Here is a 20,819-nt window from a genome sequence, read left to right on the forward strand (position 1 = left end):
AACCACTGGCGCGATGTGCACACGCGCAAACCTTGGTGAGCTGGATGTATGACTACTTCAACTGACTCTCGATCCTTTGCGGATCGCCTCACATCCCGTCGTGGCGCGTGGATCACACTGGGCGTTTCGCTGTTGATACTCGTGGCACTGTTTGGCGTGTTTGGAAAGGCGAAGGCCCCGGTGGGTACCAACCTCGCCCCCGCTGACTCCGAATCCACGCAGACGGCGGAACTCATGAAGAAGTTCCCAGAAGCTGACCGTGGCACGATCCTGGTCGTGGCTTCGCGTGACGACGGCGCGGAGCTCACTGAAGACCAGCTCGCCCAACTGAAGGACCTTCTGCCGGTACTTGATAACCACCTCGGCGCTGAATCCAACGGACCGCTACCCAGTGAAGACAAGAAAGCAGCCCTGCTGGTCACTGACATGCAGGTAAGTGAGGCGTCTACTGAAAACGCCGAGGTCGTTAACGGTCTGCGTGCCATCCTGGCTGACAAGGTGCCGGCTGGCATGTCGTTGCAGGTCACGGGTGGTCCGGCGTTTGGTGCGGACGTGGCTGGCGCGTTCGATGGCGCGAATTTTTTGCTGTTGTCGATCACGATTGGGATCGTGGCGGTTCTGCTGATCCTGACGTACCGCTCCCCTATTCTGTGGCTCTTGCCCCTGTTCGCAGTGGGCATGGCCGACGGTCTGGCTGGGCGAGTCACCGCAGCCGCCGGAGCCACGTGGGACCTGCAGTTCGATGCCGGGATCATAAGTGTTTTGGTTTTCGGTGCTGGAACGAACTACGCGCTGCTCCTCATCTCTCGTTACCGCGAAGAACTACTGCGCACACCAAACCACCGAACCGCTTTGAGCAATGCGTGGCGCGGTACGGTGCCCGCGATCCTGGCTTCGAACTTCACGGTTGTTCTGGCGCTCCTGATCTTGGTGGTCGCTGCAATTCCGAGTACCCGCGGCATTGGGATTGCCTCAGCGATCGGCCTGGTGATCGCGCTCGCAGCGGTGCTGTTCCTGCTTCCACCCCTGCTTGCGGTCAGCGGGCGAAAAGCGTTCTGGCCCTTCATTCCCAAGCCGGAACAGAACACAGCGACACCAAACACCCCGGCAACCACCTCGGGCTCAACCCGCGCCACAACACAGAACACCGCAACACAAAAGCGATCCTTCTGGCGCTGGGTGGCCAGCAACGTGGTGCGCAAACCTGCCGTGAGCCTGCTAGCGGGACTAGCGCTGCTGGGTGTCATGGCGACCGGGTTACTGGGCACGTCGGTGGGGCTGGATCAGATTGAGAAGTTCCGGGTGAAGTCCGAATCGGCCACCGGGTTCGAGGTCCTTTCCCAGCACTACGCACCGGGCGAAGCCCAGCCCATATGGGTGGTCGCCAACACCGACAAGGCCCAAGACGTCGTCGACAAAGTGGAGGACGCTGAAGGCATTGTGCGCGCCCACCCAGTTGCCGAAACTGACGACGGCACGCTCACCAAAATCATGGTGACCAGCGAATACGCGCCAAGTACCGCGGAAAGTTTGGCGCAGATCCGAGACTTGCGTGAGGCTGTCCACGGGGTTTCGGACGCCGAGGCGGTTGTGGGTGGCGCTGTCGCTGAGGACTTAGATGCGCGCGACGGGAATGAGCGAGACCTGAAACTGATCGCCCCGCTGATTCTGGGCGTGTGCTTCGTGGTGCTTCTGGTGTTGTTGCGTTCGATCGTGGCTCCGGTGCTGCTGTTGCTGGTCAACCTCACAAGTACGGTCGCCGCGATTGGTGCCGGCGCGTGGCTCAGCCGAGTTTTCCTTGGCCAGCAAGCCCTTGACCTGCAGGTGCCGTTGCTTGCGTTTCTGTTCCTTGTGGCGTTGGGGATCGACTACACGATCTTCCTTGTCCACCGCGCCCGGACTGAAGCGAAGGTCCACGGCACACGCGACGGCATGGTCGAAGCGATCACCCACACCGGTGGCGTGATCACCAGCGCGGGTGTGGTGCTGGCAGCGGTGTTCGCGGCTTTGGGAATCCTGCCGCTCGTCACTCTGGGCCAGTTGGGTCTGATCGTGGGAGTAGGCGTTATCGTCGACACCCTGGTGGTGCGCGCGGTGATCGTGCCGTCGATCTTCACCCTCATGGGCGACAAGATCTGGTGGCCAAGCAAGGCGCCCAACGTCGGCTCGCGCTAACCCGCAACCCAACCACCCACACAACCGCGCCAACCAACCGCGCAAAAAGCCCAGTGCCCCCGAGGCGGAACATCCACCTCGGGGGCACTTCCAACTTACGGGGCACTTACTTGAGGGAGGCGCTTAACGCTGGGCCACCTCGGCGAATGCCCGGCGAAGCATCCGCACCGCCGACTCCGCATCAATACCCATATCCACAAGCTGGCGGGCGAAGTCGCGGGTGGCCGTGAGTGCAGGCGCGGCCGAGGTGTCTTCACTCACGATCGTTCCCTTCCGACCCGCGGTTTTCACGTACCCCTGGGTTTCGAGTTCGCGGTAGGTGCGGGCGACCGTGTTGGGTGCGATCCCCAGGTCGCTGGCCAAACGTCGCACGGCTGGGAGGCGGGAACCGGGCGGGAGTTCGCCGGACTCGATCTGCTGGATGAGCTGCGAACGCAGTTGCTCGTACGGAGGTGTCGCACCTGCGGGGTCAATGCGCAACATGGCATCCGTCCTTTCTGTCAGGTCTCTGTGAGGTCTGTTAGGTCTGGCAGGGTGGTCGTCAGACGTTTTCGTCCGAGGTGTTCGCAGCTGCGTGCGTGCCGGTCGCGTCAGTGTGCGCTGCCTCCCCCGAGGTGGATCCGAAGTCTTTCCCGGCCCACAGTTTGCGCCATGGTGTGGGGTTGAAACGACCGGTCAGGTATGGAATCAGGACAATCGCCCAGCAGACCAGGCCAGTGATAAAGGCCAGTCCTCCCAGTCCAGCGGTGAGGTCTTGGGCGCCTTCGCGCACCTGGGGGCTGATGATCACGTTGGCAACGCCCACCAGTGTGACCAGGGCTGACACCATGGCCATGGCGATTGCGTTGTCGATGAGTCCGCGTAGTGCAACGGTGCGTTCGGCGTCGTCCCAGGCGAGTTCTAAGTCATCGCCGGCGTGCTGTGGGCGGTTGAGGATGTGCGTGCATGCGAACAGCATGGCTCCCCACAGCAACAGCAGGAACCCTGCAACAACGGTGAGCATCACGAACTGGTTGCTGTATTCGGCAATCACTCCGGGGGTGCGGGCGGCAATGATCCACATGGCGGCGGTGCTCAGGGCGATGCTGACAGGCGCGAGCCACAGTGCGACCCGCTCACCTTTGCTGACGTAGTCGCCAAGGGTTGTTTCAATGGGGCGGGCTACCCGAGGTTGTTCAGGGGCAAGCGGTTTGGTTCGGTAGGTGGCGACGAGGCCGCCCAGTCCTCCACCGAATCCCACACCCATGAGAGTGAGGGGGCCAGCGATTGGCATGTCGGCGTCCCAGCCGCCGAATGCGGTCTGCAGAATGGCACCGATCACGAAGCTGATGACGATTCCAGCAATTCCGCAGGTCAAGGCCGCACGTTCACGTTGTGTGATTCGTTCGATGAGGGCCGGGCGGAGGTGGTTAGGGGTTGGAAGTTTCTGTTTGTTTGCGTATTTGGCGAGTTCTTTTTCATTCACTTTGCGCATACCGCTAGTGACGGGGGCTGTTGCAAAGAGCACCCCCACTGAAATGATGATCCAGATCGTGGTGTTCATGTCACTTCCTTCCGTAGCTGTATGTATCAATACATAGTATGTACTGATACAAAACTCGATTGCAAGTGGTTTTCCGCGTTCGCTCCGGTAAATTTGAGGTATGAGCGACCTCACAGACAAGTCCAAAGACGTGGCTGACCAGGCACAAGACGTTGCAGACAAAGCGGAAAACGTCGCCCACAAAGCAGGTGACGCACATAGTGAGACAGCTGAAAAAGCCGGTGAAGTGATCCAGCAGAATCCGGTGTATCGCGGGTTTGTCACAGTAGGTCTACTTGCCTACGGCGTAGTGCACTTGGTCATTGCGTTCATCTGTGTGCAGATCGCGTGGGGCGGAGGTACCAGCGGACAGGAAGCCTCTAACTCCGGGGCGACTCAGCAGATTGCACAACAACCGTTTGGATACGTGGTGCTGATTGTGTGTGCGGTTGGATTGGCTGCGCTGGTGGTGTGGCAGCTCATTGAAGCAGCGATTGGCAATCAGCAGTATTCGGGTGCAAAGCGGTTGTTCAAAAGGATTGCGTCAGTGGGTCGCAGTGCCGTGTACGCGTTCTTGTGTGCCAGTGCCGTTCAGGCCGTTGCGGGTGCTGGCGGGGATAGCGAAGAAAAGCAAGAGTCCATGGTGGGCCAGGTGTTGGGAATGCCTGGCGGTGTCGTGATCATCGCTCTGGCCGGTGTTGTCATTGCCGCGGTTGGCGTGGGCCAGATTGTTTCTGGGGTGAAGAAGGCGTTTGAGGATGACTTGGATGGGGGCGTCGCCCTGTGGGTGAAGCGCCTGGGCCAGATTGGTTACATCACTAAAGGGGTCGCGATCATCTTTGTGGGTGGTCTGTTCATGTGGTCATCAATCACGCATGACCCCGAGGCGGCCGGTGGCACGAATTCGGCATTGCGCACGTTGGTCGATCAGCCGTTCGGACCGTCCTTGCTGACGGTAATGGCGTTGGGGATCGTCGCTTTCGGCTGTTTCTGCTTGGTGTGGGCGTTTAATGCCCGGCATGAAAAAGCGGATTGATTGGCACGGAACCGCAACGCTGGGGTGTGATCGGTTTTGATCACGTTGGCCGTAGCGTCGAATTGGTAGTAATCCATGTCCCCGGCGGGGTGTTCGTTATTCACACGAACTACCTCTCAAAGGGCTTCGAGCAAGAAATGAGGAACGCACGATGACGAAATACACTGATGTCAACGGCGTCGCATTTACCGACGCTGACGTTGAACGCTGGGCAGACGAGGCTGAAGCCGGATTCCCCGACTCAACGCTGACCAAAGAAACACCCACCTGGGTGCGAACTGACCCCATGGAAGTACACAAAGACTAGGAGCAACCGCTTCTTAAGCGCCCCGAGTAGCTTTACGGCGCAGATATCTCAGCCATGACCGGAATCTCGAGTTGAGTAGCGATCGGCGTGTAAAGGTCTACGTCTTGTTCCTTCGTTTGGAGCGAAAGCAGAAGCGCATATCGGACAGGCAGGTCGCGGCGGTCTTTGCGACTGTTATTCTTCCACCAGCCGCCCACTGGATATATCGCGACACTGTTGCAGTGGGCTAGTTCGGCACCGGTGCCAATCCATTCGTCTTGGTGAAGCGACCCCAAGTGTCGCGCTCGTTCGCCCAGGAACCAACGGTCTGATTCCTTCAATCGTGGACCGCCTTCTTCGTTCTGCGCTTCCCGATTAATTCGTTGAATAAACTCGGCTTCGTTTTCCAAACGCCCCTGGAGGTCGAACCGCAAACCATGGGACGCGTACTGGTACTTGCTGCGCCAACCTCGTCGAGACGCAGACGGCTCTATGAAATAGGACAAGGTGACACGAAGGCGCACCTCGGCCGCACCGATACTTTGGAGGACATCGGTTGGCCACGGTAGCGCGTGCAGGCGAAAATGTCGCATCGAGTACTTGTCTCCGCTGAACGGAACGAAGCTGTCTTGAGCGATGAGTGTGACCGCGTCTCGCCTAGAATTCAACACTGCCTTTTCCGATGGCACGCCCCAGCCGAACTGGCGGAGGAGTATCTGGCGCCCAGTTTTGGTTTGGTCGCTAGCAAGTTGTTGAACCATCGAATCGGTCCACTCTGCGGAGTGTGTCAACAGCCCACGCACAGTTTCAGGCCAGTACGATGGGTACCGATCCATCACCATGGCCGCCAATCGCGAGGCTTGTGCGGTTGCGGCACTCGTGGCATTGGCCGAAGTCAGTGCAACATCGTTTTTGTGCCCAGTCGAACGTAACGACAGCGAAGGCAATTTATCTTCAAACGTGCTAGCGCCATCTGTCAAAACGTTACCTCCTTCCATGCAGATGTCCGGCTTGATCGGCCAGCGCGTCATGTTGAAGTAAAGCGACGTGGTCGTGTGCGGAGAGATGTCGCCGGATTCGGCTAAGACGTTCCAACCTGAGTATTGCGGGTGCGATGGAGCATCAGTAAGTTCGGTGTACGCACCGACTGTGAGTGCGTTCCAAGCCTGAGCCGGGTCTTGGATTGGCGAGTTTTCGGAGTTCGTATGATGATCAGTGGCGTAGTCCGGCACGTTTCCTGCCGCGACAACGATGAGTCGACCAGACGCGGGATCTGGCGTTGAAAGCAGTTGGAGTTCGTTTCCTCTCCGGACGATATCCGTGCCGGCCGCCAGTGCGTCGACTGACGCGGACCATAGCGTTGGTTCGCCCGGTTTGTCGGGATCGGTGCTCAACGTCAAGCAGAATGTGCGATGTCGATCGGGTCGAGCTACCTCCGGATGCGAGACCGCTTCGACAGTCGCCGTGCCGTAGTCGATCGGGTCGATCAACTGGTCACCGGGTCCCGGCCACATCCGCACTGACTCCAACCTGTGACGAAGGGCAACACTAGTCCGTGCCGTGAGCAACGAATCGATGTTTCCGAACAACGCGAGACCGGCCATCGAGGTGCCATGCCCACTCGGGTGAACGTCTGTTCCTGATCCACCGAAGATCGAGTGGTGATCGTTGGGCGCTAAGGACCCTCCAAGGAGAGTGTGAGTACGAAGCACTCCCGTGTCCAGGTGGCATACGGTTGGCACATCTGCCGAAGCATGAATGATGCGTTGGGCTAGATCCTCAACATACTCGTCCTGCTCACTAGTGCTCAGGTCTTCCACTGTGTCGATGAACTGGGGGTGCCGGATTTCGGCCAGAGGCACCGAAGTGAACGGGAGGATCTGTAGCTGGGACCATGATGCTTTTACCCAGACAACAAGGCGGTCTCCTAAACGGAATTCGCTACGACGAGTCTGAAGCTGGTGCGTAGTGACGAAGCGCTCCCAGTCGGCGAGGTGTGCGCCACTGTCGTCAAGCCACAGTTCCCACCAGTGGAGTCCAGTTTTCAGCGGCTGCATCTCCGAAGTCCAGAGGTCGTCAAGGACTGCCTGACGAATGCGTGCAATGTTCGCGACGAGATCCTGGTTTTTGGGTCGACCTTTCTTGGTGTTTTTCTCATCGTTGAGGTAGTCCTCGAAGAGCTTCAGGAACTGCGAGCGGTAGGAGTCGGAAATCCAGACAGTTGCCGTCTCGGGGTTTTCGTCCTGAGCTTTACGCACCGACAAAAGAAGCCACTTCGGTTTACGTACTTTTCCTCCTGTGTAGGAGTTGAGGGACTCGACCTTCAAAGGATACGCAGATCCTTCTCCCTCGAGAACGAGGATCGTGCCGGTTGCCCGGAGTTCCTCATAGGAGGGCATCTCGAGATCTGTCATTTGTTGGTCGAAGGTGCTGAAAACATTTTCAGCAGCCTTCTTTAGCCGAGTCCCATGGTCGCGACGATTGACTTGGCGGATCGACTTATCAGGTCCCCCACCCACACGGTGAAAGTCTGCTGTTTCTACGTACCCCTCAATGTACAGGTGGTCGAGGTTGCGGTGCGCCTCAGCCAAGGCTTGCCGTTCTACGCGAGGTAAGTGCGACAATGAGATCTTCTCTTTGGACCCTGTTATCGCCACGCAACAAGATCGTCTTTGCTGCAGTCTCGGCCGCCTTCACAAGCTCGGCATGGCTCAGTCCGACCGTATATTCGCCCAGTTTTGCCATGCTTGTCCCGCTAGCAAGCGTCCCGAGACGTGCTCGCATGACGGCTACCGCCTGTCGCGCGTCGGGCAAAGAGTAAGTCAAGACCGCGTCGAACCGACGGAAGAGCGCTTTGTCGAGGATCGAACGATGGTTCGTAGCCGCGAGCACGAGCGACTCAGCGCTCGCTTCCTCCAAAAAAACAAGGAATGAGTTCAGAATCCGACGGGCCTCTCCGACATCATTCCCGGAACGGTCAGCCCCAAGAGCATCGATTTCATCGAACAAATAGACGGCACGGCGATGGGCAACAGAGTCGAAGATTAGGCGAAGTTTACTGGCTGTCTCACCCATGAACTTACTCATTAGGCTATCGAGCCTGACTGTGAACATTGGGATAGCAAGCTCGGTGGCGAGTACGGCAGCGGTCATCGTCTTCCCGGTTCCAGGCGGTCCCTCCAAAAGCAACCGATGCGCCGGGGCGAAACCGTACTCGAGCAGGTTTTTGCGCTGACGTTGTTCGGCGAGAACTTGCTTAATCTGCGTGGCAAGTTCGGCTGAAGCGACCAGCTCTCGCAATCGCACGTCGGCGTATGTCACCTCGACCAATTCAGCAAGTTCGCCACGAGGCTGCGCAAGCGGTGTGATCTTGCCAACAGGCTCACGTTCGCGAGAGGCGTCAACAGCCTTTTTGATGTCGTTAGCAAGCACGTGATGACCAGCTTTGGCTTCTCGAGCAGCCACTTGGAGCGCGACCGAATAGAAACTATCGTCATCACCAGACGCATGGCTACGCACCATCGCCGCAATGTGTTGTCCGTTGCCAGCCATGGCGCACCTCCCTCAGCGCTTGCGTCGTCAGACTTTCTTCATATAAGGATACCTTCACATTATTTTCTGCATGGGCATGCGTGTTGCAAACGGATTTTTGAAAGCACGATTAGCGCGGAAAAGGGCTTCGCAGTGGTGGGCATGTCGTTTTCCTCCAGCGTGTATTGCGCCCAAAGATACCGCAGGCACGTCTTTTCCGGGTTGCATCCGCTAGAACTTGGAGGAAAACCGCATGGTCACACGCAGCCGCGCACGGAAGAATAGAAGACATGAACGAGACATACAGCACGCATCAGACCACCGATCCGTCGACCGAACGTACCTGGGCGATCCTGTCCCACCTTTCACTCATCATCTCCTCGGTGGTGAGCGTGGGAATGCTCTCTTTCGTGGGACCGCTCATCGTATGGTTCATCTACAAAGACAAAAGCGACTTCGTGCGCAATGCAGCCGCAGGATCCTTCAACTTCGCAGTGACCCTGGCGCTCGCCTCAGCGGCCGCCACTGTCCTCGCCTTCACCGTCATTTTGTTGCCCGTATCTTTCATCATCTGGGCGATCGTCTACATCGTCAGCATCGTGATCCCAATCCTGGCAGCGATGGCTGCTTCCCGCCACGAGATGTACCGCTACCCACTCACGCTCCCGCTGCTCCGCTAAGGTCGGCGGACAGCCAGACCCGCCACTACCGAACCTCGAAGGGCACCACGAACAGCCCCAAGGGGTGCCGAGGTGCGGAACCTAGTTGGGCCGGCGCTCCCAAAGGTAGTCGATGCTATCTTCCGTAAGGACTTCCGTAAGGATCCACGCGGTAGGGGTGCCGAGGTGGTTGACACGCGGCGTGAACCAATAGGTTTCGTCTGGCCCCCAGCCAGCAATCACTGTCGCTGTGTCAGCATCAACTGGAATCGCTGTCCCCGCTGCCGCAAGGTACGCAGCGACCTGGAGGTGGACCGCGTCGTAATGCTCAGCGACCTTCGCCCAGTCTGGCACTACCCACTTTCCGTTTCGCCCGGTGGTGAGATACCAGTCATGACGTTTCTGTGCTGTTTGCTCAAACGGGAACCGCCTGCACAGTTCAGCCCACGCCTCTGCCGAATCGATCTCATACACGCGCAGTCCCTCAGGAACTTCCAGCCGTAGGGTTTCTGCGGTCTCCCACCCCAAACTGTCCTCTACCAGCCACAATCCCACCGGGCTCGTGTCGAACATCTCCCGAGTCGACGACGGGAGTTCCCGTGGAGGCGTAGACCACCAAATCCCGCTCCCCGATGCTGTTGGATCCGTGGGGCGCTCGCGGGCAGCCAACTTCTCCTCGTCTGCATCTTTTGCCCGCGCTTTGCGCAACACGCGCAGCGGGTCTTCCGGAACCCTGCGAAATTCACCGTCCCATTGCACAGTGCATTGTGAGGACGCCTCCACTGGAGTGGTCCACCAGTCTGTGTGCGTCGAGGCCGCGAGGTGTTCGGCGACCCGGCGCAATCCGGCCCGCATGGGGTCTGTCGCAGCCAGAACATCGTCACCTTGGGGCTCCTGCCAATATGCCGCCATCTCCACCGACGACGACAAGCCCGACAGCAAAGACCTCGGTGTCACCTCGGCCAAAGTCACGCCCTCTAAACGTGCGGCGGTCTCCTCCGGCGTTACCACCGTTTTTCTTATCTCCTTGGCACCTGGACCCATCAGCGCGCCTGAAGTCGACCCTCTGCGCAATTCGAGGTGATAGGACGCAATGAACACCGCCAAGCTGAGTGAATCGTCTCGCTTATCCTTTCCTTCGATCCGTTCCGAGGCGAGCGCGTATTCCAGCAACAGCCGCCGACCGCGTGGGCCGCTTAACAACGCATCCGCCAAGCGGTGCTGGCGATCCTGTTCATGCATAAAACAAGTATGAACAGGAACACAGTTTCCTCAAAACTGGGCACACGCTCAAATCACTACTCGATTGCGGAGCCTGAGTACTGCCATGTTCTACCTACAGCTCTTGTGCCATCTGTATTAGTATGTACAACACAGATAAGGCAAAGAAGGTGGGAAGAACGGTGGATATCTCATTGGATCCGCTTTCGACGGTTCCGCTGTATCAGCAGATTCGGGATCGCGTCGTGGAGGCTATAGGCCGCGGCGAGTTGCACCGCGGTGATGCTCTGGCCTCGGTCCGTCAGCTGGCGAGCGCTTTCGCCATCAATCCGGCCACCGTATCGAAAGCCTATGACCAGCTACGGTCCGAAGGGTTAGTGGCGACGAACGCGAAGTCGGGAAGCTTCGTTGCCACTGATCGCGATACTGCTGTCGCTCCCCCAGACTACCTCGCAGGTTTCGAATCACGACTCACCACGTTGCTGGCGGAAGGTCGAGCCCGGGGCCTTTCCCCTAAAGCCCTCAAGGACATGTGCGGCCACGTCATGCGGTCACTGGACCCACCGAAGGAGGATCAGTGAATACCTGGATGTTGATCGTGATGCTCGCAGCGTTGGGGCTCACAATGGCTGTGACAGTCGCGGTACCGGAGATGTCCCGCCCCACGCTCCCCTTGGGGGTGAGTGTTCCCAGCGATCGCGTCGGTGAGCCTGCCGTACGTAGCGCGATCCGTCGTTACAGGATCTGGCTTCTAGTCGGCGGGATCGTGGCCGGGGCGGTAATGGTGGCGGCCGTCAGCATCCCAGAAGTGAGTGTGTTGATTTTGCTGGGCTATGTCGGCTGGACCGTGGTTGCGTTCGCCGTGTGCCGAAAGCCAATCATGGTGGCCATCAATTATCACTCGCTGCCAGATCCAATGCCCACGCACTACGACGCTGAAGGAAACGTGACCAGTTGGAAGCCCAGGAGCTGGGGTAGCGCGCTACTCCTGCCCTTGATCTCATGTGGAAGCACGCTTTCACTTGTTGTGCTGTGTGTCATTCTGAGCAGACATCAGCACACCCGATTTCCGGACGGACGCCCCAAGGCTTCCCGAAAGTTTCAGGAAGAGAGAGGGAAGACTTTACAACATGTACTGGCCATACTCACTTTCGTCTCTGCGATCTTAATGAGTATCTTGGCGGTCGCACCTGTCGTTCAACTCACGCCTGCCGGGATCTCTTGGACAGTTTGGGGACTGATGGCGGCCAGCTCGCTTCCGGTCATTTGGCTCGTCATCGATAGTGTCCGTCAAAGCCGCGCATTGACGGACACTCCAGCAGGCTCCGGTCCGCAATCGCCCGATGATGACCATCTGTGGAGGTGGGGCATCTTCTATGAAAACCGCGAAGATCCACGAGTATGGGAAGAAAAGCGCAACGGGATCGGGCTCACTGTCAACATTGGCCACCCCGGAGGCATGGCGCTCATGGGCGTGGTCGCCCTGCTTGTTCTGGCAACAATCGCCTTGGTGATCACTGTTTTGTGACGCCATAGCGGGGCTAATGCGGGCTAACCCGTCAGTCCTCGAACCTGGCAGCGCAAAAGCCCTGGTGGGTTATCCCACCAGGGCTTTTGTTCTACGAGTGCTGTCTCATTAGCTTCTCGAGTGGAGCCAGCGGAAGGGTTGTCGAAACTCGCCCGCCGTTAGTTCGGATCGGTTCGATGCACCAGTCGATTCGCATCCGCGTGCTCAAGGCCGGCCGCGAGGAGCCGCTCCCGCGCAGGCTCCCGCGCGCCCGACGTGGCACAGAGACAGTACGAGGCTGGCGCCACGTTGCGAGAGCTTGCCAACGAGCTCGGGATCGGGTGGGGACGACTGGCCTTGCTGCTACGGAACCGGGGTGTACGGATGCGGCGTGCTACAGCGCCGCCGGATGAGGTGCGGGAGATGGCTCGTCGCTATGCCGGTGGTGAGTCGCTCGAACGCGTGGGCAAGCACCTCGGATTCTCACCCAGCACAGTCCACAACCATCTCCGATCTGCCGGCATAGTGCTGCGTGATGCGCACGGATGTGGAAGATAGCGAAGCACATCGGTCGCCGAGATTGTTCGCCAGGCAACTGTTGCTGTCAGACATGGCAAGATGGTTCCATGGGACTGGATAGGGTCAGAGATGAGCGACTGCGGATTCTGTCGTTCTGGTGGATGTTGGAGTTGTTCAGCCCACAGCAGGTGCCCGCCTTGACGCGTCGAGCAACCCGCCCGTCGGATCGTCAGGTGATCGCATGGCAGGCTGGGGATCCTCTTCCCTGGGAGGTGCTCGCTCCGCCCAAGCCGTTCAACGGGACGCGAAGGGTCTGGCGTCACACCGTGTATTTGGGCGTCTACAAGCTTGAGGCGACGTACGAGGCGTTGGGTCGTGTGTTCGGCGAGGATCCTGATGCCTACGACAAACGGCCCGAGGGTGAGAGCGCCTGTGCCGGTCTCCTGATCGATCATGACGGTCGCCTCGTCACCGATTCGGCGGTGCTGTCCTCGGCGCTCTGGGCTGCTGGTCGCACACGAGACCCCGGAGCGAGCAACCCGCGCTGGATGGACGGGTTCGTCGAGACCGCGGGAAAATTCGTCGACTCGATTGACGCATTTGAAGGCGCCCGCCGTGATGCCGATGGTGGAGAGCAGCCTCCGCCTTACGACTCGGGCTCGCTGAACAAATTGCTGAAGCTCTCCCATATCGCTGCCGGAGTCGACAGCTTCGATGACCTCGCGGACGATCGAGTGGTCATCGAGAGTGTGGCGGTGTCGGCACGACGAGCCGAAGACAATATGGACACCGACTTCTTGAACAGCTTCTACCTCGATGACCTCGCGGTCGTACGCGACCATGTCGCACGCGGAGTTCTCGGCGCCGGCCTCGCCACATATCTCACCGGCGACCAGACACTGCCTGTGTCCGATCGGATCGATGTCGTCACACACCCGGACGCGGTCGACGCAGGAACCAGGATCGAGCACCTCCCCAAGGGTCGATGGCCGACTAACCCGGAGCACTCACTGGCCCTGAGCCAGCAGTTCGCCGTCAACCGAGCGCTGAACGACCTCGGACACAGCACTGGTCTCATGGGCGTCAACGGTCCGCCAGGCACCGGCAAGACGACCATGCTACGCGACATCCTCGCAGGGAACGTCGTCGAGCGAGCCCGCCAACTCGCGGGTCTGTCTCGGCCATCGCATGCCTTCACTGAAGTCACCCATCGATGGTCCGATGGCGAAGGTCACGACCGGATCGTTCGCCAGCTCAAACCCGAGCTGACAGGCTTCGAGATGGTCGTCGCCTCGGCGAACAACGCGGCTGTCGAGAACGTCACCACCGAGATCCCCGACGAGAACGCAATCGAGGCGCCTTGGCGTGGCCACATCGACTACTTCGGTGATATCGCGACCAAGATCCTCCAAGACGTTGCCGCCAGCAACTCCACCAGCAACACGAAACCACCAACAGCCTGGGGTCTCGTCGCCGCCCGACTCGGCAGAAAGAGAAACCGTTCGGCCTTCCACTCAGCATTCTGGTTCGATGAAAAAGACCCCAAGACCAAGAAGCCTGTCGAGAACGGCGTCCCGAGGATACAGACACGGTTGAGGCAGTGGCGAGACGGCGAGGTCCCCCACACGCCTTGGGAACAAGCACGCGAGGCGTTCCACGCTGCCGAACAGCGCGTCGATGCACTCATCCGGCAACGCGCTCAGGCCCAAGACCGGCTCCGGCGAGTCCCGGAACTGGCCGAACGTGAACGCGACCTGGAAGCAGCGATCGAACAGGAACTCCGAGGTCTGAACCGGGCCCAACACGACCTGTCCCAGCATCAGCCGATTCAGCAGCAGGCAGACGCAGCCCGCACGCAAGCGGCCGCCAGCCACGACCGGCACCTCGCTACTCAACCCGGCGTTTTGGAGGCGATCTTCTCCTTTGGACGAGCCGTCCGAGAATGGCGCACCCGCCTTGCCGACCTCGCGCGAACACTGGACAACGCCGAGCAGCATTACCAAGACGTATCCAATCGTGGGCAACGGCTCCACGACGCCGTGCAGCATGCCCAAGCACGGCTGTCGTCAGCTCAACACGACCTGAACGGCCTCCGAGATCAACGGGCCAGACTTCAGGATCAGTGTGCGCAGGACGAAGAACGGTTCGGTGCGGCTTATCCCGGCCCGGCATGGCAGGGCGACCAGCGAGAGCTACACGCACCCTGGCTCGACAAGGAACTCGACACCGCGCGCTCGGACCTGTTCATCGCGGCACTACAACTGCACCAAGACTTCCTCGCTAACACCGCACGCGACATGCTCAACGGGCTACGCGCTGCCGGTGAGGTCGTCACCGGGAACTACCCACGCGACCTCGAACCCGAGAAGATCCGTGCCGCCTGGCAACTGTTCTTCCTCGTCGTTCCGTTAATCTCCACGACCTTCGCCTCCGCCAGCCGGATGTTCAGCGGCATCGGCTCTGAGGCGATCGGCTGGCTCCTCATCGACGAAGCCGGGCAAGCCTCACCCCAGTACGCCGCCGGCGCGATCTGGCGCGCGCAACGCATCGTCGCAGTGGGCGACCCGCTCCAGCTCGAGCCTGTCGTCACACTCCCTGAAAAGGCACAACGTAACATCGCCAGCAACTACGACCTCAGCACGACCTGGATCCCGCCACGCGCCTCCGTCCAGACCCTGGCCGACCGCGTCACGCCGTTCGGGACCCAACTCGATCAGGGCGAGGAAAAAGTCTGGGTCAGCGCGCCACTCCTGGTGCACCGACGCTGCGACAACCCGATGTTCACTCTGTGCAACCAGATCGCCTACAACAACCTGATGGTCAACGGCGTCCACCGTAATCTCGACAACCCCAACGAGCGCTTCGACAGCCCAACCGGGCCACTCATCGCCCCCGGCTTCTGGGCCGACGAGCCGGCCAACAGCCCCGGCAGCCATCTCCAACCAAACCAGATCGAGCGATTCGAGAAGGCCCTCGACTACTTGAACGACCACGGCGTCCCGCCGTCGGAGGTCATCGCCATCTCTCCGTTTCGAGCCGTCGCAGATCGCCTCCGTAGCCTCATTCCGAAATATCAGGGCCTCCGAGCCGGAACTATTCACACAGCGCAAGGACGCGAGGCCGACGTCGTGATCCTCGTCCTTGGCGGTGACCCCAGCAAACCGGGAGCACCCGCTAACTGGGCACGAACCCCGAACCTTGTCAACGTTGCCGCCAGCCGCGCCAAACGCCGCCTCTACGTCATTGGCGATCGTTCCTTCTGGGCGCGCCACAACTACTTCCGAGACCTGTCCAACGCACTCGTTCAATAGCCCGTACAGACGACGTGGGCGTCGACGTTTGTTTCGTCGAAGATCCGTACGACTATTGCCACTCAGTCCGGTCCGTAGACCTCAAACCCACCTTTGGTCACGGTCTGCACGTATGAGGCGGCACCAGCGATGAGCCGTAGTTGCTCGTCACTCGCTGATCTGATGCTCAGGCCCGGGAGGTGTTCGAGGAGTGGCAACGCGGCGTTGTCTCGCCATCGCGCGCCACGCATCGCTTGGCCGCGGACTTCGTAGAGATCCTTTAGGCGGGATCCTGCATCTGGTTTCGAGGAGTACTTGCAGTGCACGAGCGTGACGTGCAGATCTCCTCCATCGACTCGGATGCCGACGAGGTCGGCCGCCTCACCCGGCCTGTCATCGTCGATGAGAACGGCAAAAGGTCTGGTTCTCACCGAGGTAGCGTGCCATGAAAGCCTGAATCGAGTCTGCTCTGCGATCGGGGCCCTGCGATTCGACCGCGATGTTCACACCTCCGGCGGCCCAGTCGAGAGAACGCAGGTTGTCGCGAGGGTATGGCGGAGGCTCGGTTCGCGGCGTCGGCATCAACCTCGCAGTCCAGGACGCAGTCGCTACAGCGCGCCTCCTGGCAAAGCCCTTGGCTGTAGGCGAGTTGAGCCGCTCGGAAGGTGATCGCGCCCTGCCTCGCGTTTACCGTCGCCGGATCGTTCCCACCGTCATCGTTCAGCAAATGCAGCGTCTCCTGCACTCCGGAGTTATCATGCCTGCTCTCAACGGGAAGAACATCAAACCGCCCAAGCAGCTCAATGCGGTGCTGAAACGTATTCCAGCCCTGACCGCTATCCCCGCGTTCCTCGTTGGTGTTGGGCCCCTGCCTGAGAAGGCCCCGAAGTGGGCACGTCGGCCGGCTTTCAACAAGCAACGTGAGCCCGAGGCGGCAGCGACCCGCTGACGCGGAGAAGACTTGGCAATCTCGGGTTATAGTCAGCGGAGGCAACGCAAAAGCCCTGGTGGGTCATCCCACCAGGGCTTTTGTACTACGAGTGCTGTCTCACTAGCTTCTCGAGTGGACCTAGCGGGAGGCTTGTCGAAACTTGCTCCTGCGCTGGTTCGTATTGGGCGACTGCACCGAGTGATCCGCCCCCGCGCGGCACGTGCCACCCATCGGCGAGTGGCGCCGGACAGCATGCAAAGCAGAGTCACCGGCGAGGCGCTCGAAGCTGCGGTAGCGCACTACCGCGCTGGAGAGACTCTTCGCGCGATCGCCACCGATGTCGGTCTCAGTCGTCACCGGCTGGCGGCATTGCTCCGGGAGCGAGGCGTCCGCAAACGGCGGGCGACCCCTTCCGCTGCAGAGGTGCGCGACATGGTTCAGCGTTATGCGAACGGAGAGTCGCTCGAACGTGTTGGTGAGCGCCAGGGGTTCTCAGCGGGCACAGTTCGGAATCATCTGATCGCTGCGGGAGTGGCTTTGCGTGACCCCCAGGGGCGTCACAGATAAAGACGCCTCGGCCGGGCAGTCCCCATTGGGTAGACCATGCCGTCGCACGTCTACAGGTAGAGGAGGGTGTCGGCGACTGCCTCTGGCAGACGTTCGATGGCGCCGGAGCGTTCGCTCGCAATGTCGCGACCACCTTGTTTGCGTGGGACACCACCACCGGGCTGCTGCCGCTGGACTACACCTCGGCGATCCTCGCCGTCGGGGACCCCAGCGGCGCCGAACAAGCCGGCCTCGCCACCGACGTCGTCGCCTACCTGCCCTCGCGGACCGCCTGGCAGGACCTGCGTGAGCACGGCACCACTCAGCAGCTGACGATCGACCACACCTGCATCCCCGACCAATGGGGCGAAGCTCTTGCCCAGGCACCCGAGGGACAACTCGCACCAGGCACGGTCGCCTACACCATCGAGGGCACCCGGCACCGCGCCGGGACCTGAAACGGGGAACCGGTCACCTCGACCCACCCTGTGGAGTTCACGGTGTTCGTGGTCTGCGCGCCGACCTACGAGACCTGTCACCTGCTGCGCCTGTCGCAGCTCGACAACCCGCCGCGGTAACCTGGTCGTGAAGAAGCTCGCCGTGATCGCTGCCGTGCTCGTGCTGTTCAGCCCCGCCCTGCTCCTGCTGGGGGTTGGGATGATGTTCAGCCCCGGCGCCAACGCTTCCTGCACCACCACCAGTGCTTCAGGCCCCGGGGTGGTGGGGCCGGTGCCGGACTCGCTGGAAGTGACTACCGCAGACGGGCAGACCTTCACGCTGAACACCACCCAGCTCACTCACGCCGCCACCATCATCCAGACCGGATCCCAGATCGAGGGCGTCACGCGTGACGGGCTGCAGATTGCGCTCATGGCCGCGCTCACCGAGTCGAATCTGCGGATGCTGGCCAACACCAGCGTCTACCCCGGCACCGGGAATCACCCCAATGACGGGGACACCTCCGACCACGACAGCTTCGGCCTGTTCCAGATGCGACCCCGGGCCGGGTGGGGAACCGTCACCGACCTCATGGACCCCGTCTACCAGGCCCGCGCGTTCCTCGGCGGACCCACAGGCCCCAACCACCCCTCACCCCGCGGCCTGCTCGACATCCCCGGCTGGCAGACCCTGGCGAAGGGCGAAGCCGCCCAAGCCGTCGAAGTCTCCGCCTTCCCCGACCGGTACGCGAACTACGAGTCCGTCGCCGAACAGATCCTGACCACACTCACCACCCCCACAACCGACAGCCCTCGGTTGCCGGAGACCGGGCGTGTGGTCTTCCCGCTGCCTGAGGGCACCTGGGTCGCCACCTCGCCGTTTGGGATGCGGGTCCATCCCATCACCGGGGAGAACAAACTCCACACCGGCGCGGACTACTCCGCCCCCGACGGCACCTCCATCCTCGCCGCCGCCGACGGCATCGTCACCCACGCCTCGATGTCCGGCGGGCTGATCATCATCGAACACACCATCGGCGGGCAGAAGATCGCCACCGCCTACGCCCACCTGAGGGAGAACGGCTTTCACGTCAACGTCGGCGACACCGCCACCACCATCCCCAACCCCACCGCCGCGGCCAGTGGCGGTAGCAGGCAGGACGGGTGCGACACCAGGGTCCACAGACCGCGCCACCACCCGATCCGGGTGACGGGGAGCCGGACCGCAAGGTCGATGACCCCACCACCGACGGGCAGATCACCGCCCGCATGCTCCACGTCTACACCCAAGCCCTCACCGCCCACCCCGACAGCTCCTGGGCCTGCTACTCACCCCGCCCCGGCAGCAAATCCGAACACCCCCTCGGACGGGCCTGTGACGTCACTTTCGGCAACGCCATCGGCACCCGACCCACACCCCAGCAGCTCGAGACCGGGTGGGCTTTCACCCGCTGGCTCCAAGACAACACCGAAACCCTCGGCGTCCAGTACCTGATCTGGCAAGGCCAGATCAGGTCCCTCGCTCGCGACGCCGAAAGCTGGCGCCCCTACAACGGCGGCGGCATCACCTGGCTCAACTGGCTGATCAACCTCGGCGACCAGCTCTAGTCGGGTTCGCTGGATCGGGAGGCGCGGTGCTTGGTGACGAGCATGGTGGCGGCGAGTATTCCGATGATGGCCAAGATAGCGCTGGCGGCTGTGAAGGCGGTTGTCATGGCGTCAGTGAACGCTGGGCGGACGATGTCGAGAATGGCTGTGGCTTCGCGGTCTGGCATGTGTTCCGCGATAGCGACTGCCGAGCCGATGGTTTCGGTCAGGTGCTGTGCGATGTCTGGAGGCGTGTTGGCAGGGATGGCTGCGGTCACCTCTTGGCGGTAGAGGCTTGTGCCAAGGGCTCCGAGTGTGGCGGTGCCCAGCGCGCCACCGAGCTCGTAGGCGGTTTCGCTGATCCCTGCTGCCGCTCCGGCACGGTCAGCCGGTGCGGTGGCTACAATGATGTCGTTGGAGAGGGTGTCAGCGATGCCGATCCCGGTGCCGATGAGCAGGCCGCCGTTGAAGGCAAGGAGCGAGTCGAGTTCGAGGCCCAGTTGAGCCACGGTGATGTAGCCGAGGGCGGCCAGCACCAGTCCCCCGCCAATGAGCCATCCGGCATGCAGTAGCCTCATCAGGGGCGCTGCCAACATGGAACCGCAGATCGCTCCGACGGCGATCGGCAGCGCCCACAATCCGGCCTGCAAAGGCGACTTTCCGAGCACTGACTGGAGGTACTGCGGCAGGAAGTACAACAGGGCGGTGAGGGCGAACACCCCGGCCAGGTTGGCCAGAACTGCGGTGCTGAACGGAAGTGACCGGAACAAGCTGACATCGATCAGGGGCTCCGCCAGTCGCTGCTGACGGAGCACGAAGACTGTTCCCAGGACGCCACTTGTCAGGAACCACAGGGCGTGCTGGGCTCCCCAACCATGTTCGGCGGCGTCCTTGAGTGCGTAGACGGCCAATAGCAGAGTCGTCACCAAAAGAGCAGCCGAGATCAGATCGAAGCGTCCGCGGCAGGCGGCCTTGAATTCCGGGACGAGCAAGACGGTCGCGATCAGCAGGATGAGCATGACCGGCACGTTGATCAAGAACACCGACCCCCACCAGAAGTGTTCAAGGAGAAGACCACCCACCACGGGGCCGAGACCAGCCCCACCGGCGAAGGCAGCTACCCATACTGCAACAGCTCGGCGCCGCTGGTCAGGATCGACGAACAGGTTCCGGATGAGAGCCAGCGTTGATGGCATCAGGGTGGCTCCCCCAATACCCAACAACGCACGAGCGATGATCAAGACGGTCGGTGACCATGCGAACGCGGCAAGCGTCGATGCCGCCCCGAAAGCACCAGCACCGATCAGCAGCAGACGTCGCCGACCAATCCGGTCGCCGACGCTGCCCATAAGTACCAGTAGCGCAGCCAGGAAGAACCCATAGATGTCGACGATCCACAGCAGCTCGGTTCCCGTCGGAGACAGGTGCTCGCTGAGTTCAGGGATCGCGACCGAAAGCACAGTCAGGTCGATGCTCATCAACAGCACCGGCATCGTCAAGACTCCGAGAGCAGCCCACTCACGGACACCAGCACGCCCCGACTCCTTCACTCCCATGGTCCTCTGTCCCCCT

The 20,819-nt window shown here is 60.9% G+C and carries 17 protein-coding genes and 2 pseudogenes; 12 read left to right on the forward strand and 7 right to left on the reverse strand.

Annotated elements, in window-relative coordinates:
* Positions 1-48: 48 nt before the first annotated feature.
* The gene (locus QP868_RS08505; protein ID WP_284926147.1) at positions 49-2,175 is read left to right on the forward strand and encodes an MMPL family transporter; all 2,127 of its coding nucleotides are present in this window, start codon (positions 49-51) and stop codon (positions 2,173-2,175) included.
* Between the two features lie 123 nt (positions 2,176-2,298).
* Here QP868_RS08505 and QP868_RS08510 read toward each other — a convergent pair whose 3' ends face one another.
* Positions 2,299-2,658, reverse strand: coding sequence for a GntR family transcriptional regulator (locus tag QP868_RS08510; protein WP_284926148.1), 360 nt, complete (start codon positions 2,656-2,658; stop codon positions 2,299-2,301).
* Positions 2,659-2,716: 58 nt separating this feature from the next.
* Entirely contained in the window at positions 2,717-3,718 is a 1,002-nt protein-coding gene (locus tag QP868_RS08515; protein ID WP_284926149.1) for a hypothetical protein, read from the reverse strand.
* A 100-nt stretch (positions 3,719-3,818) separates the two neighbouring features.
* On the opposite strand from QP868_RS08515, the gene QP868_RS08520 reads away from it, so the two are divergent.
* Together QP868_RS08520 and QP868_RS08525 are read left to right on the forward strand one after the other, a co-directional pair.
* Positions 3,819-4,733 carry a DUF1206 domain-containing protein gene (locus QP868_RS08520; protein WP_284926150.1) on the forward strand — a complete coding sequence of 305 codons (915 nt, stop codon included), beginning with the start codon at positions 3,819-3,821 and terminating at the stop codon, positions 4,731-4,733.
* A gap of 151 nt (positions 4,734-4,884) precedes the next feature.
* The gene (locus QP868_RS08525) at positions 4,885-5,040 is read left to right on the forward strand and encodes a hypothetical protein (protein ID WP_284926151.1); all 156 of its coding nucleotides are present in this window, start codon (positions 4,885-4,887) and stop codon (positions 5,038-5,040) included.
* A 32-nt stretch (positions 5,041-5,072) separates the two neighbouring features.
* Here the strand turns inward: QP868_RS08525 and QP868_RS08530 are convergent, their stop codons facing one another.
* Complete coding sequence (locus QP868_RS08530; protein WP_284926152.1) at positions 5,073-7,643, reverse strand: S8 family peptidase; 2,571 nt, start codon at positions 7,641-7,643, stop codon at positions 5,073-5,075.
* Positions 7,603-8,571, reverse strand: a complete 969-nt coding sequence (locus QP868_RS08535; protein WP_005886112.1) for an AAA family ATPase — start codon at positions 8,569-8,571, stop codon at positions 7,603-7,605. The genes QP868_RS08530 and QP868_RS08535 overlap by 41 nt, the downstream gene beginning before the upstream one ends.
* Positions 8,572-8,840: 269 nt before the next feature.
* On the opposite strand from QP868_RS08535, the gene QP868_RS08540 reads away from it, so the two are divergent.
* Complete coding sequence (locus QP868_RS08540) at positions 8,841-9,230, forward strand: DUF4870 domain-containing protein (protein ID WP_005886114.1); 390 nt, start codon at positions 8,841-8,843, stop codon at positions 9,228-9,230.
* A gap of 81 nt (positions 9,231-9,311) precedes the next feature.
* Here the strand turns inward: QP868_RS08540 and QP868_RS08545 are convergent, their stop codons facing one another.
* Positions 9,312-10,451: a hypothetical protein gene (locus tag QP868_RS08545; RefSeq protein ID WP_284926153.1), complete on the reverse strand. Its 1,140-nt coding sequence runs from the start codon at positions 10,449-10,451 to the stop codon at positions 9,312-9,314.
* Between the two features lie 161 nt (positions 10,452-10,612).
* Here QP868_RS08545 and QP868_RS08550 point away from each other — a divergent pair, with 161 nt between their 5' ends.
* The 4 genes from QP868_RS08550 to QP868_RS08565 all read left to right on the forward strand — a co-directional run bounded on the left by QP868_RS08550 (position 10,613) and on the right by QP868_RS08565 (position 15,767).
* Positions 10,613-11,011 (forward strand): GntR family transcriptional regulator, encoded by a 399-nt coding sequence (locus QP868_RS08550; protein ID WP_284926154.1) that lies wholly within the window; start codon positions 10,613-10,615, stop codon positions 11,009-11,011.
* On the forward strand, positions 11,008-11,958 hold the full coding sequence (locus QP868_RS08555) for a DUF1648 domain-containing protein (protein ID WP_284926155.1): 951 nt from the start codon (positions 11,008-11,010) through the stop codon (positions 11,956-11,958). Before QP868_RS08550 ends, QP868_RS08555 begins: the two co-directional genes overlap by 4 nt.
* A gap of 363 nt (positions 11,959-12,321) precedes the next feature.
* On the forward strand, positions 12,322-12,495 hold the full coding sequence (locus tag QP868_RS08560) for a helix-turn-helix domain-containing protein (RefSeq protein ID WP_284926156.1): 174 nt from the start codon (positions 12,322-12,324) through the stop codon (positions 12,493-12,495).
* A 68-nt stretch (positions 12,496-12,563) separates the two neighbouring features.
* Positions 12,564-15,767: a DEAD/DEAH box helicase gene (locus QP868_RS08565; protein ID WP_284926157.1), complete on the forward strand. Its 3,204-nt coding sequence runs from the start codon at positions 12,564-12,566 to the stop codon at positions 15,765-15,767.
* Positions 15,768-15,829: 62 nt separating this feature from the next.
* On the opposite strand, the gene QP868_RS08570 is transcribed toward QP868_RS08565, so the two are convergent.
* The gene (locus QP868_RS08570) at positions 15,830-16,177 is read right to left on the reverse strand and encodes a hypothetical protein (protein ID WP_284926158.1); all 348 of its coding nucleotides are present in this window, start codon (positions 16,175-16,177) and stop codon (positions 15,830-15,832) included.
* Between the two features lie 107 nt (positions 16,178-16,284).
* On the opposite strand from QP868_RS08570, the gene QP868_RS08575 reads away from it, so the two are divergent.
* The 4 genes and pseudogenes from QP868_RS08575 to QP868_RS08590 all read left to right on the forward strand — a co-directional run bounded on the left by QP868_RS08575 (position 16,285) and on the right by QP868_RS08590 (position 19,268).
* Positions 16,285-16,695 (forward strand): hypothetical protein, encoded by a 411-nt coding sequence (locus QP868_RS08575; protein ID WP_284926159.1) that lies wholly within the window; start codon positions 16,285-16,287, stop codon positions 16,693-16,695.
* Between the two features lie 132 nt (positions 16,696-16,827).
* Positions 16,828-17,244 carry a helix-turn-helix domain-containing protein gene (locus QP868_RS08580; RefSeq protein ID WP_284926160.1) on the forward strand — a complete coding sequence of 139 codons (417 nt, stop codon included), beginning with the start codon at positions 16,828-16,830 and terminating at the stop codon, positions 17,242-17,244.
* Positions 17,245-17,354: 110 nt separating this feature from the next.
* Positions 17,355-17,801, forward strand: a pseudogene (locus QP868_RS08585) (hypothetical protein); the annotation flags it as partial.
* 7 nt (positions 17,802-17,808) lie between these two features.
* Positions 17,809-19,268, forward strand: a pseudogene (locus QP868_RS08590) (M23 family metallopeptidase).
* Here QP868_RS08590 and QP868_RS08595 read toward each other — a convergent pair.
* A complete protein-coding gene (locus tag QP868_RS08595) occupies positions 19,265-20,803 on the reverse strand; it encodes an MFS transporter (RefSeq protein WP_284926161.1) in 1,539 nt (512 codons plus the stop codon). The pseudogene QP868_RS08590 and the gene QP868_RS08595 sit on opposite strands and share 4 nt — an antisense overlap.
* Positions 20,804-20,819 lie beyond the last annotated feature (16 nt).

Source organism: Brevibacterium sp. UMB1308A (assembly GCF_030230605.1).
Lineage (GTDB): Bacteria > Actinomycetota > Actinomycetes > Actinomycetales > Brevibacteriaceae > Brevibacterium.